13 protein-coding genes and 1 other annotated feature are annotated in these 16,544 nt (G+C 47.3%); of the genes, 1 reads left to right on the forward strand and 12 read right to left on the reverse strand.

The window, feature by feature from the left end; all coding sequences use genetic code 11:
• Position 1: 1 nt before the first annotated feature.
• The 4 genes from G548_RS0104365 to G548_RS0104380 all read right to left on the reverse strand — a co-directional run bounded on the left by G548_RS0104365 (position 2) and on the right by G548_RS0104380 (position 5,003).
• Positions 2 to 1,054: an ABC transporter ATP-binding protein gene (locus tag G548_RS0104365; RefSeq protein WP_022792928.1), complete on the reverse strand. Its 1,053-nt coding sequence runs from the start codon at positions 1,052 to 1,054 to the stop codon at positions 2 to 4.
• 18 nt (positions 1,055 to 1,072) lie between these two features.
• Entirely contained in the window at positions 1,073 to 2,230 is a 1,158-nt protein-coding gene (opp3C, locus tag G548_RS0104370; RefSeq protein ID WP_022792929.1) for an oligopeptide ABC transporter permease, read from the reverse strand.
• A gap of 5 nt (positions 2,231 to 2,235) precedes the next feature.
• Positions 2,236 to 3,162, reverse strand: a complete 927-nt coding sequence (gene opp3b, locus G548_RS0104375; protein ID WP_022792930.1) for an oligopeptide ABC transporter permease — start codon at positions 3,160 to 3,162, stop codon at positions 2,236 to 2,238.
• Between the two features lie 140 nt (positions 3,163 to 3,302).
• Positions 3,303 to 5,003: a peptide ABC transporter substrate-binding protein gene (locus G548_RS0104380; RefSeq protein WP_022792931.1), complete on the reverse strand. Its 1,701-nt coding sequence runs from the start codon at positions 5,001 to 5,003 to the stop codon at positions 3,303 to 3,305.
• Positions 5,004 to 5,275: 272 nt separating this feature from the next.
• On the opposite strand from G548_RS0104380, the gene G548_RS0104385 reads away from it, so the two are divergent.
• A complete protein-coding gene (locus tag G548_RS0104385; protein ID WP_022792932.1) occupies positions 5,276 to 5,647 on the forward strand; it encodes a DUF3899 domain-containing protein in 372 nt (123 codons plus the stop codon).
• A gap of 52 nt (positions 5,648 to 5,699) precedes the next feature.
• Here the strand turns inward: G548_RS0104385 and G548_RS0104390 are convergent, their stop codons facing one another.
• The 8 genes from G548_RS0104390 to gyrA form a co-directional block, all read right to left on the reverse strand.
• Entirely contained in the window at positions 5,700 to 6,158 is a 459-nt protein-coding gene (locus G548_RS0104390) for an Lrp/AsnC family transcriptional regulator (protein ID WP_022792933.1), read from the reverse strand.
• Between the two features lie 340 nt (positions 6,159 to 6,498).
• On the reverse strand, positions 6,499 to 7,779 hold the full coding sequence (serS, locus tag G548_RS0104395) for a serine--tRNA ligase (protein ID WP_022792934.1): 1,281 nt from the start codon (positions 7,777 to 7,779) through the stop codon (positions 6,499 to 6,501).
• Between the two features lie 62 nt (positions 7,780 to 7,841).
• Positions 7,842 to 8,062 (reverse strand) — a binding site (T-box leader).
• A 2-nt stretch (positions 8,063 to 8,064) separates the two neighbouring features.
• Positions 8,065 to 8,655 carry a pyridoxal 5'-phosphate synthase glutaminase subunit PdxT gene (gene pdxT / locus G548_RS0104400; RefSeq protein WP_022792935.1) on the reverse strand — a complete coding sequence of 197 codons (591 nt, stop codon included), beginning with the start codon at positions 8,653 to 8,655 and terminating at the stop codon, positions 8,065 to 8,067.
• A 24-nt stretch (positions 8,656 to 8,679) separates the two neighbouring features.
• Positions 8,680 to 9,564, reverse strand: a complete 885-nt coding sequence (gene pdxS, locus G548_RS0104405; RefSeq protein ID WP_022792936.1) for a pyridoxal 5'-phosphate synthase lyase subunit PdxS — start codon at positions 9,562 to 9,564, stop codon at positions 8,680 to 8,682.
• 164 nt (positions 9,565 to 9,728) lie between these two features.
• Entirely contained in the window at positions 9,729 to 10,967 is a 1,239-nt protein-coding gene (locus G548_RS17360; protein ID WP_022792937.1) for a D-alanyl-D-alanine carboxypeptidase family protein, read from the reverse strand.
• Between the two features lie 187 nt (positions 10,968 to 11,154).
• Positions 11,155 to 12,612, reverse strand: coding sequence for an IMP dehydrogenase (gene guaB / locus G548_RS0104415; RefSeq protein WP_022792938.1), 1,458 nt, complete (start codon positions 12,610 to 12,612; stop codon positions 11,155 to 11,157).
• Between the two features lie 193 nt (positions 12,613 to 12,805).
• Positions 12,806 to 13,834: an HD-GYP domain-containing protein gene (locus G548_RS0104420; RefSeq protein WP_022792939.1), complete on the reverse strand. Its 1,029-nt coding sequence runs from the start codon at positions 13,832 to 13,834 to the stop codon at positions 12,806 to 12,808.
• A gap of 155 nt (positions 13,835 to 13,989) precedes the next feature.
• A complete protein-coding gene (gene gyrA, locus G548_RS0104425) occupies positions 13,990 to 16,458 on the reverse strand; it encodes a DNA gyrase subunit A (protein ID WP_022792940.1) in 2,469 nt (822 codons plus the stop codon).
• Positions 16,459 to 16,544 lie beyond the last annotated feature (86 nt).

The following is a 16,544-nucleotide window of genomic DNA, read 5'->3' on the forward strand; positions in this document are numbered from 1 at the left end:
TCTACTGTCCTGCCTCCCATTTCCCGTCCATCTCCTCAATGCGCTGCTGTACTGAGGCGGGTGGTTGTACGTCCGGTGAGTTTTCATGCAGCAGCCATGTTGCTGCATAATGCGTTTCTGAGACCTGAAACATCGGCGGCTGCTCTTCGTAATCAATTTTTAAAGCGTACCGGTTCCGGGGAGCAAAAGCATCTCCTTTGGGCGGATGAAGCAGATCCGGAGGCGTTCCCGGAATGGCAAACAATTCTTCCTCACGCTGATCCACCGTCGGCATGGAGCCAAGCAGCCCCCATGTATAAGGGTGCTTAGGATTATAAAAGAGTTCATCAACAGAGCCGATTTCTACAATTTTACCGGCATACATGACTGCCACCCGGTCTGCCACATTTGCGACAACACCCAGGTCGTGCGTAATGAAAATGATCGAGGTTTCAAACTCTTCCTGGATATCTTTCATAATATCGAGAATCTGCGCCTGAATCGTTACATCGAGTGCTGTGGTCGGCTCGTCGGCAATTAATACCTTCGGGTCGCAGGCAAGTGCAATAGCAATTACCACCCGCTGGCGCATACCGCCGGAAAACTGGTGCGGATACTGATCCATTCTTGCCTTCGCATCCGGGATCCGGACCAGCTCCAGCAGCCGCACCGCTTCCTTCTTTGCTTCCTCTTTGTTCATGCCCCGGTGCATCCGCAGTCCTTCCATCACCTGCGTTCCTACCTTCATCGTCGGGTTCAGGGAGGTCATTGGATCCTGGAAAATCATCGCAAAATCCTTGCCGCGGTATTTGGTCATCTGTTTATCGCTCAGCTTGGCAAAATCCTCATCCCCATACAGAATGTTGCCGTTCTTAATATACCCTTTTGGTGCCGGAAGCAGGCCCATCAGCGCCTTTGTCGTTACCGATTTGCCCGATCCGGACTCGCCCACGATCGCCAGAGTTTCCCCTTTTCCGACCGAAAAGCTGACATCTCTTACAGCCTGAACCTCGCCGTTCGGTGTTTTAAAGGAAACACTTAAATTTTTCACTTCTAAAATGGTTTCATTACTCATGTTCGTTCCTCCCACATTCTAATCGCGCATCTTCGGATCAAAAGCATCACGCATACCGTCAGCCAGAATGTTAAAGGCAATCATTAACACCGACAGCACGACGGCCGGGAATATTAATACGTGCGGCGTAGTCTGCAGAGCATCAAAGCCACTATCAATCAACACCCCGAGTGAAGCGTTCGGAGGCTGCAGCCCTAAGCCGATGAAACTTAGAAAAGCTTCAAAGAAAATCGCATTCGGAATCGTAAACATTGTGTTGATGATAATCAAGCCCATGGTATTAGGCACAAGGTGCTTGGTGATTACTTTGGAATTTGATAGCCCAAGTGTCTGGGAAGCGAGCACAAATTCTTCGTTTTTCAGCTTTAGGATTTCTCCCCGGACAATACGCGACATGCCGATCCAACCGGTAATCGCAATCGCAAGCGATATGGAGAGAATCCCCGGATCGAGAACGACAATCATAAGGATTAAAATGACAAGGTTCGGTATGCCGGAAAGTATCTCCAAAAGACGTTGTAAAATATTATCCGTCTTACCGCCAAAGAAACCAGAAATACCGCCATAAGCGACACCGATAAACAAATCAAGCAAAGTCGCAATAAGGGCAATAAAAAGAGAAACCCTTGTTCCGTCCCATGTTCTTGTCCATTGGTCTCTTCCTAACCGGTCCGTTCCGAACCAAAAATTGTTTTCTTCTACTCCGGCTTCCGCATAGCTGTCCACATTAACCTGCACCTGAGCCGAGCCTACAGAGCCATCACCTTCGCTTAATGTTTCGTATTGAACATAATCTTCGTTGCCAAACCGGCTCTCGGCATTTGTTTGAGCCTGCTCTGCTGTAATATTTTCAAAAACGTATGTCTCCTGGCCGTCCATGCCCAGCCAGCCGATATTTTCAAGCACAGGAACCTTCGGTGGTAAATTCGATCGTGACAAATCCTGTTCTCTTGGCGTATATTCATTCATCATTGGACCAAAGATAGCAAAAAATACGATGAGTAATAATGCTATTAAAGAAATCATCGCCGCTACGTTTTTACGCAGTGCCCGGAAAGCATCCTGCCAGAATGTCCGGCTCGGGCGGTTAATCTGCTCCATATCATCTTCCCGTACATCAGCTGGAGAGAATAGTTCTTTGTCATATTTTTTCTCTTTATCGTTTTCGTGCTGCATAACTTTTACTTCCCTCCATCCAGGCGGATTCTAGGATCTATGATGCCGTAAAGAATATCGATGATTAAAATAATAAGAACAAATAAGAAACTAAAAAATAGCGTTGTGCCCATAATCATTGGGTAATCGTTTGTCGTTACAGCCGTGACAAACTGTTCCCCAATACCCGGCACCGCAAAAATCTGCTCGATAACAAGCGTTCCTGTTAAAAGACTTACTGCAAGCGGCCCCAAAATCGTAATTAAAGGGATCAGGGCGTTACGCAGTCCGTGCTTGAAAATAACTGCTGACCAGCCAATACCTTTAGCTCTTGCCGTAGTAATATAATCTTTGTTTAGAACCTCCAGCATTTCTGTACGCATAAACCTCGCGCAGATGGCCATAGGAAATATCAGTAACGCGATCGTCGGCATAATTGTATGAGCGAATGTGCCCCACGTAGCGACCGGGAATAACTGCCATTGAACACCTAAAAAGTATTGAAGCAGCCCTGCAAAAATAAAGGAGGGAATAGACGTTCCGATAACGGCAAGCAGGGTAGAACCAAAGTCTAAAATACCGTTATGAAAAATAGCTGCCACTAGTCCTAAAAGAGCTCCTAAAACCGAACCAATGAAAAGCGCCTGAATACCCAGCTGCAAAGAAGGCCCGATACGGTTTCCAAGGATTTCGGTTACTTCCCGGTTGTCGAACTGAAAAGAGATACCTAAGTTCCCCTGCACAAGCCCGAGCATATAATCTACATATTGAAGCGGCACCGGCTTATCCAGCCCATACTGTTCCAGCACAATCTGCTGCTGGGATTCTGAAAGCCGGTCGGCCGAGCTTAATGGCGTTCCAGGCATCAATTTCATTAAAAAGAATGTAACACTCGCGATAATAAACAAAGTAATCGCCATGTATACGATTCTTGTGGCAATATAACGTGCCATACATTTTTCCTCCTTGTAAATGTCGTGATGTTTATTCGTGGGGTAACCCTTTTAGATTTATACACAAGGGAAAAGAGAGTATAAGCCAATTATTATGGATATACTCTCTTGCCCCCTGAAAATATTATTTTATTTAGTTTTTATTCTTCTGTAGCATCTTCGTTCATGTAAGCCCATTTATATTCAAAATCAGGACCGGCGGAGTTTACGATAACTCCCTGCAGTGCCGGATTCCAGAGATAAGCCTGAGCCTCCTGGTACATTGGAGCAATTACTGCATCTTCTTCAATTAGAAGCTTTTCTGCTTCAAGGAAATTGTCCCAACGCTCCTGCGGCTGATCAGCCAATTCATTGTTTGCTTCTTCGATCAAAGAATCATACTCTTCGCTAGAATACCCGGTATGGTTGTTGCCGCTGTCTGTAACAAACAGGTTCATGAATGTGTTCGGATCCACATAGTCAGGACCCCAGCCGGACATTAACAGGTCATAATCCATGTTCGTGTCACGGTCAAGACGCTCTTGGAACGGTACCTGCTGCACATTTACAGTAAGTCCATCAAGTGTACCCTCTAATTGTTCTTTGACGTAAGCGCTAATATTCTGAGCTGATTCCGTATCACCTGTGAGGTAGCCCAATTCTGCGCTATCGGCGCCAATTTCTTCAAGACCCTGCGCCCAGAGCTCCTGCGCCTGCTCTTTATCAGTCGCCGAGAGGTTGCCGTTTACTTCGCGGAAATCCTCTTCTCCTTCAGGGCTGAAGACGAAGTTACCCGGCATCAATCCGCCTAGCGGCATTGAGCCATTATTAAGAATAGTTTCTGTTAAGTCTTCTTTGTTCACGGCCATCTGGATGGCTTTACGCGTGTTCTCGTTCTCGAGAATTTCATTTTCCTGATTCATCTTAATATACCATGATGTTGGCTGTTCCACTGCCCGGTAGTCCTGTTCAGTGCTGTATTCATCCACGAATTCTGATGTGAGCTCAGTACGATCGAGTTCACCGGTTTCATACAGATTCGTTCCCGTAGATGGTTCTTTGACTACCTGTACATTGATTTCTTCCAACTGTACAGTGTCTGCATCCCAGTAATCTTCATTCTTTACATACTTCATACTATCGCCGGAATTCCATTCTTCCATTGTAAATGGACCGTTAGTAAGCATATTTTCAGGGTCAAGAGCATATTCATCGCCCTGCTCTTCAACAAACTCTTCATTCAAAGGATAAAAGGTCGGGAACGTAGTCAAAGATTCGAAATACGGTGTTTGTTTTTCAAGAGAAACTTCTAATGTATGTTCATCTACTGCTTCTACTCCAAGCTCACTCGGATCCATTTCGCCTTCGCTAATCGCAGTCGCATTTTCGATGACGCCCCCCATCATATAAGGGCCGTATTCAGAAGCTGTCTCGGGATCCACGGCACGCTGCCAGGAATAAACGAAATCCTCGGCTGTTACAGGGTCTCCATTTGTCCATGTAGAGTCTTCCCGAAGATTAAAAGTCCAAGTCGTACCATCTTCACTAATTTCGGGGTCTCCTGTAGCAACACCGTCAGTAATTTCTGCATTCTCTCCAAGGCGGTACAATCCTTCATAAGTTTCCCCTGTCCATTGAATGCCAAATTGGTCTGTAGTTAGTGAAGGATCCATAGAAGGAATATCACCCGACTGTGAGATATTGATAACCTGCTCGCCGCTTGCCTGGCCTTCACCGCCTCCATCACCACCGCCGTTGCCGCCGTCTCCGCCGGACTCTCCGCCCCCGCCGCCGGAACACGCTGCGAGCACTGTGCTTGCTGTTAGTGCAGAAGCTAATACTGTCATTTTTGTCTTTTTCATAAGATATGTTGACCTCCCCCAAAACTTTCGATATTTTATTGTGTAAAATTTCTGTTATCTCTGTATTTACAAAGTATACAAGATATTGCGAATATTTTCATTAATTTTTTAATTTTTTGCGAAAATGAAAATTTATTCGCTTTGTCTATACGAAAAGCATTAATGTTTTTGCCCACAGGGCAATTATTCGTAAATGAAGTATTTCGTTCAGCGACGGGCAGGAGTTGTGCTATAATAATGGGCGTTATAAATTTCCCGAAGGAGCCCCGTCTATGCATTGGAAGCTGAATTTCTCCGTATTTACCGCTAATTTAATAGCTGCCGGCCTGCTGTTGTTCATTTTTTCTCCGGCCTTTGGGCTGCTGAATATGATCAATTATGTGTTTTATGTAGGTCTGTTTTATCTAATCGTTTTCATTGCAGCGTTTGTAATGCGCGGAGGATTTTTTGATGCCATTACCCACAGCTTTCGAAAAGTGGCTCACCGCCTCGCCCCCTCCAGACCTTCAACTCAAGGCTGGGAACAACGGCTTGCACCGTCCGAGGTCGTTCAGACTTCTTTTTTCCGTGTGCTTTTCATTCAAACAACCTCACTGATTGGCCTGGATCTTCTGCTGCTTGCTGTATACTACGCAGTTAATTAAACTGTGCCAGATTTATCAGCGCCTGTGGTACCACCACCTTTAATGTTTATCTTCATTCAGGAGTTAAATAAGAGAATGAATCCTTATACTGCTTTAATTCCACATTCACATCAGCGTTCAAAATTCCGTCAATCTGTGCTAAATCTCTGTTAACAAAATTCACTAAATCCTCGTTATTTCTAAAATAAGCCTGTAAAATTAAATCGTGATTACCAGAGAAAGCACCGACAAACCTTACTTCGGAAAAACGCTGGAGCTTACTCGCAATTTCGTCCTGCATTCCGAGCTTTGTGCTGAGCCCGATAATCGTCTGCACATCGAGCCCGATTTTGTTCGGATTGGTATGTATGATAAATTCAAAGACATTATGCCGGAGCATTTTGTTAATTCTTGAACGAACAGTCCCCTCACTCACTCCCAGGCAGCGCGCAATTTCACTGTATGATTCTTTGCCGTTAGCCTGCAGATACCCGAGTATCGACATATCTACCTGATCTAATGAAACGCTCATTGGCATCCCTTCTCTTTTTCCCATTCTCACCTTGATGACCTTGCATCCTTTATTACGAATCACCGAAACAACCACAGTTCACATTAGTAATTTCGTAACAATTCCCCGGGTGGATTAACGTAATTATAAGTAATTGTTCTTATTATTGCAATATTCGTGAAAGAATTTTATGAATTTTTTTGTAAGATTATATAACGCTATATGATTCGAAAAACAGCTCGGAGCCACTTACCATATTACAATGTAATCGCTTTCATTACAATCGCTCCCTCGAAAGTATTTTGCATAACTATAAAAAACTCTGGCCGCCTAAAGCGCCCAGAGTTTTATCAAAGCCTGCTTATTTTGCTGTAATATATTCTTTGTTGCCCATATAACCACGCAGCACTTCAGGAATCTTAATGCTGCCGTCCTCCTGCTGATGGTTTTCCATGATCGCTGCCACTGTTCGTCCCAGTGCAAGCCCTGAACCGTTTAGCGTGTGCACAAATTCCGTCTTCGCGTCGCGGTCCCGCTTGAAGCGGATATTCGCGCGCCTGGCCTGGAAATCCTCGAAATTACTGCAGGACGAAATTTCTTTATAATCTTCATAACTCGGAAGCCATACTTCGATGTCGTATTTTTTCGCTGCTGTAAAGCCTAAATCTCCCGTGCACATATTCATGACACGATACGGAAGCTCAAGCAGCTGCAGTACTTTCTCCGCATGGCCGGTTAATGTTTCAAGCTCTTCATAGGAATCCTCCGGCGCTGTAAAGCGTACAAGCTCCACTTTATTAAACTGGTGTTGGCGGATTAAGCCGCGAGTGTCACGTCCTGCAGATCCTGCTTCAGAGCGGAAACACGCACTGAAAGCCGTATAGGCTTTTGGCAGTTCTTTTCCTGCGAGAATCTCTTCGCGGTGCATATTTGTGACAGGCACTTCTGCCGTTGGTACAAGAAAATAATCCTCTTCCCGGATTTGAAAAGCATCCTCCTCAAATTTTGGCAGCTGGCCGGTGCCGGTCATGCTGTCACGGTTTACCATATACGGAGGGATCAATTCTTCATAGCCGTGCTCATCGCTGTGCAGATCCATCATAAACTGGATCAGCGCCCGTTCAAGACGGGCCCCGGCTCCTTTATAAAACATGAACCGGCTTCCGGTTACTTTTGCAGCCCGCTCAGCATCAAGCATATTCAATTCCACACCAAGGTCCCAGTGCGGCTTTAGGGCAAAATCAAACACTGGTGTTTCTCCCCAGGCTCTTACCTCTTCGTTATCCGATTCATCTTCACCGACCGGAACTGTTTCATGTGGAACATTTGGAATGGAAAGCAGAATCTGCTGCAGACGCTCATCTTTTTCACGGATTTGCTCATCCAGTTTTTTGACCCTGCCTGATACTTCCCGCATTTCCGTAATCAGTTCATCTGCATCTTCTTTATTTTTCTTTTTAGCTGCGATTTCATCGGACACGGTGTTGCGCCGCTGTTTTAACTCCTCTGTCTCCTGGATCAGCTCCCTGCGTTCGCGGTCGAGTTCTTCAAAGGAATCCAGTTCGCTGATATCTTCGTTTCGTTTTGAAAGCTGCTCTTTTACTGCATCAAAATCATTTCGCAATCGTTTAGGGTCCAGCATAGGTGATGCCTCCTTCATAATAGTAGCTGTTTATATATTATAAAAAAGCCCCGCCCCTGTGAATCAGGGACGAGACTTTAATTTCCCGCGTTGCCACCCTTGTTGCAGTAAACGTTACTGCCGGCTTTTTCTCTCATCCATTAACGGGGACGAGCCGAAAACAGCTACTTAAGTTCACTGTTTTACTCCGGACGGGATTCCTTTCGCCTTTTCATCGGTTCACACCAGCCACCGACTCTCTGAAGAAAAATACAAAAGTACTATTGTCCATCAACGCGATTATCTTTACACATTTACTGCCGTCTGTGCTTCTCGTACCATCTGTACGAAATACTGATGAAATCTGCGGTCGTTCGTCAGCTCCGGATGAAAGGAGCAGGAAAGCAGATGATCCTGCCGTGCCACCACGATTTCATCTTTATATTCTGCAAGCACTTCGACATCCTGTCCAACTTCCGTAATCAACGGGGCCCGGATAAATACTGCTTCGACATCATCTGCGACTCCGCGAATGGAAAGCTCGGTTTCAAAGCTTTCACGCTGGCGTCCGAACGCATTACGCTGAACCGTCATGTCCATCAGTTCGAGATGGCCTTCCGGCTCGCCTACCACGTCGGTTGCCATTAAAATCAAACCGGCACATGTGCCAAATATGGGCTTTCCTGCTTTAGCAAATGCCTGCAGCGGTTCGAAAAATTGATATTTTTCCACCAGCCGCCGCATCGTCGTGCTTTCGCCGCCTGGAAAGACCAAACCATCGATTTCTTCAAGCTGTTCCGGCCGTTTTACGATAATAACTTCCGTATCAGGGGCCTCTAAACTTTTGGCATGTTCACGAACAGCGCCTTGAAGAGCTAAAACGCCGATTTTCATCATGAGTAAAAACCCCCTGTATTTATATTACTGGCTGCGGTCCTGCATTCGGTCGAAGCCTTCAAGCTGGGAAATATCCATACCAGTCATTGCAGTCCCCAGTCCTTTGGACAGCTTAGCGATCAGCTCATAATCTTCATAGTGAGTGGTAGCTTCTACGATGGCCCGGGCAAATTTATCCGGATATTCGGACTTAAATATGCCGGAGCCTACGAATACGCCGTCGGCGCCAAGCTGCATCATTAAAGCAGCGTCAGCTGGTGTTGCTATGCCGCCTGCTGCAAAGTTAACGACTGGAAGGCGGCCTCTGTCGCGAATTTGAAGCAGCAGTTCGTACGGCGCACCAAGATTTTTCGCTTCTGTCATTAATTCGTCCTTCGACAGGCCGATCACCTTGCGGATTTGAGACTGGATCAAACGCATATGGCGTACTGCTTCCACAATGTTGCCGGTGCCCGGCTCCCCTTTTGTACGCAGCATGGAAGCTCCTTCCCCAATCCGGCGGGTCGCTTCACCAAGATCGCGGGCTCCGCACACAAATGGCACTGTGTACTCTGATTTATCCATGTGATACACATCGTCCGCCGGTGTAAGCACTTCGCTTTCATCAATATAATCAGCGCCTAGCGATTCGAGCACCCGGGCTTCCACAATATGGCCGATACGGGCCTTTGCCATTACAGGAATCGATACAGCGTCCATCACTTCCTGAACAATGGTAGGATCTGCCATGCGGGCTACGCCGCCGGCAGCACGGATATCTGACGGCACCCGTTCCAGTGCCATAACAGCTACTGCTCCTGCCTCTTCGGCGATTTTCGCCTGTTCTCCGTTAACGACGTCCATAATAACGCCGCCCTTTTGCATTTCCGCCATGCCTCTTTTAACGCGGTCTGTTCCTCTCTCTGCCATACTTCAGCCCTCCAGCTCCATTATTCTATCTTTTGCCACCGATTTTTGCGGTGTAATAATAACAATCAGTAGCCCTATTGTAACACTATACTATGCCCGGATAAAGCATCTTGTTTGCAGATGAAAAAGCGTTTCTGCCGGATTTTATTTCCAGCCGCTGCGTGTCAGACCCTGCTGAAAAGGTTGCTGACGCTCTGCACAATATTTCCAAACCACCCGCGCTCCTCCACTGCTTCACCAGCTATCAAAGGTACTTCTGTGCGACTAGCCCCGTTCTGCACATACGAGGCTTCGCTGTTGGTAACAACCACTGTCCCGACTTCTTCCCCTTTTTCAATCGGAGCTTCATTTTTGGAGACAGCCAATTCATATTCCGGTTCTATTTCTTCCGACGAAATCAGCTCCAGCTCTTCTCCAGCTGTCACATCTATGCTTTCTTCCTGTCCGCCTTCGATTTCAATGGAGGACTCTCCATCGACTTCTGCTCCTTTTTCCACGAGGGCCCGGCTTTCAAGCTCACGTTCAGCGTAATCGTATAATTTAGCCGTTTCTGTAAAACGCGACATCTTCGTTTCTGCGTTCATCACTACCGATATATATCTGTTGCCGTTCTGTTCAATCGTCCCGGTAAAAGCATTTCCCGCCAGATCAGTGGTACCTGTCTTCAGGCCATCCACTCCTTCGTACTCCTGTTCGAACCCTGGAAGCATTTTATTCCAGTTAATCATATCGATTGGTTCTTCAGTGCCTTCCTTAAATGTTTTTTTCGGCATACCTGCCACATCCAGCACTTCAGGGTACTTATCCAAAAGATGATAAGCCAAAAGGGCAGTATCGTTTGCCGACATCATGTTTTCTGCATTTTCTTCGCTGCCCTCCGGAGCGTAGCCCATCATCGTGGAATTATTCAGCCCGGTCGCGTTCACGAATTCATAATTCTCCATGCCAAGCTCTCCGGCCTGCTGATTCATCCGGTCGGCAAAAGCTGCCTCACTGCCTTCAATATGTTCTGCCAAAGCTATTGTTGCACCATTCGCAGAGTAAATGGCCATAGCCTCGTAGAGCTCTTCGACGGTATAGGTTTCGTCCTGACGAAGAGGCACGTTTGATAAATTTGTCTGAAGAGAAAGTTCGCGGACTTTATCGCTGATTGCTACTTCATCACTCCAGCTGATGTCCCCGTCTTCAATTGCTTTGTTTACTATGTATTCTGTCATCATTTTGGACATGCTGGCTGCCGAAAGCAGTTCACCGGTATTGTCTTCATAAACTACCTGCCCTGTATCTGCATCTATCATAATAGAAGCGCTTGCTTCTATGTCAGGCTCTGCCGCTTGAGCCGGCGTGCTGCCGAACGTCCAGATAGCTGCAGCCGCCACGCAGGAAATACCTGCTGTTTTCAACTTATTTCTCCTCAATCTCTGCACCTCCGTGGTGTTTTGCTATCGCACATTTTACCACAGCCCCATTTTAAAACATACCTGCCATTGTTCCTTTTATAAAACTGCCCGCACCCGGCAACGTCCAGGGATATTTCCCGGGAAATATCTGTTGGCATAAAAAAGAAGGGAGCCGCCGGCCCCCGTCTTTTTAGGAAGAATAGTTTGGTGCTTCTTTTGTAATCTGCACGTCGTGAGGGTGGCTTTCCCGCAGCCCGGCGTTGGTAATCCGTACGAAGCGGGCATCTTCACGCAAGGATGAGATCGTCGGGGTACCGCAGTAGCCCATGCCGGCCCTCAAGCCGCCAAGCAGCTGATGAATCGTATCCTTTAGTGGACCTTTATAAGGAATACGGCCCTCAATGCCTTCTGGCACAAGCTTTTGGCTGTTTTCCTGGAAATAACGGTCCTTGCTTCCCTGCTCCATAGCGCTCATCGAGCCCATGCCGCGGTAGACTTTAAACTGACGGCCCTGATAAATTTCACGTTCTCCAGGGCTTTCTGTCACTCCTGCAAGCAGGCTGCCGAGCATGACCGCATGGGCACCGGAAGCCAAAGCTTTGGCGATATCGCCGGAATATTTGATGCCGCCGTCGGCAATAATCGGTACATTATGCTTATCCGCTTCTTCTGCACACTCGTATACAGCGGTGATTTGCGGAACCCCCACACCGGCTACTACACGGGTTGTACATATCGAGCCTGGACCGATGCCGACTTTTACAATATCGGCTCCTGCCTCGATTAAATCTCTTGTTCCTTCAGCTGTGGCTACGTTGCCAACTATCAGTACAACATCAGGATAATTGTTGCGGATTTCTGCAATTTTATCAAGTACGCCTTTGGAATGCCCGTGGGCCGTATCGATCACAATTGCATCGGCTTCTGCTTTAACGAGAGCTTCTACACGTTTATCCGTATCGGCACTGACTCCGACAGCCGCTCCGACGAGCAGTCTTCCCTGGCTGTCCTTTGCCGAATGAGGGAATTCGATTACCTTTTCGATATCTTTAATCGTAATAAGACCCTTCAGCGTGCCGTCCTTTTCTACAAGGGGAAGCTTTTCAATCCTGTGTTTCTGCAGTACATCCTCCGCTTCCTCAAGCGTGGTTCCCACCGGTGCTGTAACGAGGTTGTTGGCCGTCATCACTTCCTTGATCCCGATCGAATAATCTTCGATAAAGCGGAGGTCACGGTTCGTAATGATCCCCACCAGCTTTTGGTTCTCGTCCACGATCGGTACACCGGAAATGCGGTATTTCCCCATGAGATGTTCTGCATCGAACACCTGATGGTCCGGATGAAGAAAGAAAGGATTCGTAATAACTCCGCTTTCTGAACGCTTCACCTGGTCCACCATTTCTGCCTGAGCTTCAATAGACATATTTTTATGCACTATGCCAAGACCGCCGGCCCGTGCCATCGCAATCGCCATATCTGCTTCTGTCACTGTGTCCATTCCAGCACTTACAACAGGAATATTTAAAGGAAGCTTATCGGTTAACGATGTCCGTACTGATACATCCCTTGGATGAATATCAGATCTTGCCGGTAACAATAAAACGTCATCAAACGTTAGACCTTCTTGGGAAAACTTATCTGCTCGCACGAATCTTCCTCCTTCAAAATGGGTGATTTTACAGGATTTCTCACTGCCCTGCTGCCTGTAACTATATTTATTTCTAATATCTTATCACGTTTGGGCCAGTCTCAGAAGTAAAAGGAATATGTTTTATTTTTCCGAAAATTTATAAACAGACGCTAATAATTATGTAAAGGATTTCAAAAATGTATCCACCATGCTAGATCACATGGTGGATGGCTGACTTTTCATTTAGCTGGATGACCTGCCCGTCTTTATCAAGCTGGACCAGCGGATATTCTATATCACGGCGGTCCAGGTGCACAATAGAAGCAGAGCTGCCGTCGGCAAGCTGCACCTTCTTTCCGGTCATTACAGTAATGAACTGCTCTGTTAATGTTTCAACTACGGCGGGAGGAAGCTTTCCAAACGATTGCATTGTGAGCTCACGCATTGCATGAAAAGCAGATTTTCCCTCATTCTCCAATCGTTCGCCTGCCATGGAGTGATACATGTCCGCTGCTGCTACAATACTGCTCAGTACATATATTTTGCCGCCTTTCATCCCGAGTGGATAACCGCTTCCGTCTTCACGTTCATGGTGCTGCAAAATAGCCAGCAATACCTCATCGCTGAGCACCCCGGTAGCCTTTGCCATCTGGTAGCTCTGAATCGGATGCTTTTTTGCCTTCTGCCGCTCTGCGGCAGAAACTCTGGCGAGAGAAGCGTCACACAAGAGACCGGCAAGCGCCGCTCCAAGCCATTCCTTCTGGCTGCAGCCGTGCTTTTTAGCCAGCAGCGCAGCAAGCAGCGCCACTGATACCGCATGATGACTCTCATACTTTTCCTGCTCTGCAAACTGATAGCTTGTAAATATGAGAGAAGCGTTTCCTTCGATATCCTCGAGCAGGGGAGCAATAACCGCCCGTGCTTTTTTCATTTCGATGGGAGCTCCGGCTGTCCAGGAATGCCACATGGCTTCGTGAGCTTCCACCGCTGTATCATACACGTCTTCAAATACCGGCTGCCGACGCTCGGTGGCTGTCTCAGCCTCTTCAGCGGGAGAAAAGGGATCCCCGTTGACGAGCACCGGCTTTACTTCAATATACTCCACAAGAAACTGTTTGATGATATCGACTAAATGCTCTGTCAGCGCCGTTTGTTTTTTGACCACCGGCGTTTCATTCACGGCATAGATATCGTTCACCAACACGCATCCAGGTACTGCCTGATTAATATGTATTCGCATGGAGACTCCTCCATTCTTCCTGAGATAATAATTATATTTTACTATTTTCCTTAAAAAATACCACTACTTTCGCTGTTTTAATGGATAATTTTAGAATAAAATTCCATTTTCACACAAAAAAAGCCCGGCCGTTTAAAATACGGCCGGGACTTAAGCTATTCTTCATCTAATTCTGCTGGCACATTTTCTTCTTCGGTGGCTTCGTGTTCAATGACAGGGGCTACTGTGGACACGGCTTCGCCTTTATCAAGGCGGATAAGGCGCACGCCCTGAGCGTACCGGCCGAGTCTTGAAACGTCATCTACCTGCATGCGGATAACGACCCCGTGAATAGTCATCACCATCAGATCAATGTCCAACGGTACCGAACGCATCGCTGCAAGCTCTCCTGTGCGGCTTGTGAGTTTAATCGCCTTTAACCCTTTGCCGCCGCGGTTCTGCCTGCTGAATTCCTCGATGGAGGTAAGCTTTCCGTACCCTTTGTTTGTTACCATTAAAATCATTTCATTTTCTACCGCAATGTCCATACCTACTACTTCGTCATCAGCACGAAGCGAGATCGCCTTGACTCCTGAAGCAGTACGTCCCATCGAGCGTACGTCCTCTTCGCCGAAGTGAATGGACATTCCCTGCTTTGTGCCGATAATTAAGGAATCATTTCCGGAGGTAAGCCGCACGCCGTGAAGCTCATCGTCCTCCCGGACGTTAATAGCGAACAGGCCGCCTTTACGGATGTTCGAGAAGGCAGAGAGAACGGTTCTTTTCGAAATTCCTTTTTTCGTCAGGAAGAAAAGATAAGCGTTTTCCGAGAATTCCTCGATCGGAATGACGGTGCTGATATACTCCCCTTTATCGATCTGGAGCAGGTTGATTAATGGAATCCCCTTAGCCGTACGGCTTAATTCAGGAATTTCATAAGCCTTCAAACGGTATACTTTCCCTTTGTTGGTGAAGAAAAGGATTGTCTGGTGGGAATTGGTTGTCAGCAGATGCTCTACAAAGTCATCTTCATTTGTACCCATTCCCTGGACCCCGCGCCCACCGCGGCGCTGGCTCCGGTACGTATCAATCGGCATACGTTTAATGTAGCCCTGATGCGAGATAGTGACCACTACGTCCTGCCGCGGAATAAGGTCTTCATCTTCGATGGAATTCTCCCCGGCTTCAAGACGGGTCCTCCGGTCGTCACCGAATTTTTCCTTCACTTCGGTAAGCTCTTCCCGGATAATCTCGAGCACCCGTTCCTCGTTAGCTAAAATTTCTTTCAGCTCCCGGATGCGCTCCATCAGCTCCCGGTATTCCTGTTCAATCTTATCTCTTTCGAGTCCGGTTAAACGCTGCAGCCGCATGTCGAGAATAGCCTGGGCCTGATCTTCACTCAAATCATAGTTGTCCATCAAACCGTTTCTTGCGATGTCTGTGGTTTCCGATCCCCGGATCAGTTCAATCACCGCATCCAGATGATCAAGTGCCACCCGCAGACCTTCCACAATGTGGGCACGGGCCTCTGCTTTTCGAAGCTCGAAAGCAGTCCGGCGCTTAATAACTACTTTTTGATGCTCGAGATAGTGATACAGACATTCTTTAAGGTTCAACACTTTCGGCTGGCCGTTCACAAGAGCCAGCATGTTAATACCAAAGCTCGTCTGCAGTGCCGTCTGCTTGTATAGGTTATTTAAAATAACATTGGCGTTAGCATCTCTTCGTACTTCCACGACAACCCGCATGCCGTTACGGTCTGATTCGTCGCGCAGATCAGTAATACCATCGATTTTTTTATCGCGCACCAGTTCTGCAATTCGCTCCACCAGCCGGGCTTTGTTCACCTGATACGGCAGCTCGTCTACGATGATTGTTTCCTTGCCTTTTTTATCTTCTTCAATGTAGGCGTGCGAACGAATGATAATTGAACCTTTGCCCGTCTGATACGCCTTCCGGATACCGGAACGTCCTAAAATGGAAGCAGCCGTTGGAAAATCCGGCCCGGGAATATAGTCCATCAGCTCTTCTACCGTAATATCAGGATCTTCACTCAGGGCGAGCACCCCATCAATAACTTCTTCCAGACGGTGCGGTGGAATATTGGTAGCCATACCTACGGCAATGCCGGATGTGCCGTTGACCAGCAGGTTCGGGAAACGCGCCGGCAGAACCACGGGCTCGCGCTCGTTGCCGTCATAGTTTTCCTGATAATCAATGGTATCTTTGTTAATATCGCGGACCATTTCAAGCGATATTTTCGACATTTTTGCTTCGGTGTAACGCATTGCCGCTGCCCCGTCTCCGTCCACGGAACCAAAGTTCCCGTGTCCGTTAACGATTGGGTGGCGGTAGCTGAAATCCTGTGCCATCCGCACCATTGTTTCATAAACCGCGGAGTCGCCGTGCGGGTGGTACTTACCGATAACGTCACCAACGATACGCGCCGACTTCCGAAACGGTTTTTCAGGCGTCATGCCGAGTTCACTCATTGCAAATAAAATACGCCGGTGCACCGGCTTCATTCCGTCACGAACGTCCGGGAGGGCCCGGCTGACGATAACACTCATCGCGTAATCTAAAAACGAGGTGCGCATCTCCTCGCCAATACCAATCTCCGTGACTCTGGATTCGTTTTCTGCCATTGCAGTAACCTCCTACTTTCTATTCCAGCAGGCTTAAGTGCCTGTTTCTGCTATATTCGATAGAAACCCCCGCTTTAATCTTTCGC

It is taken from the genome of Marinococcus halotolerans DSM 16375, assembly GCF_000420725.1.
GTDB lineage: Bacteria > Bacillota > Bacilli > Bacillales > Marinococcaceae > Marinococcus > Marinococcus halotolerans.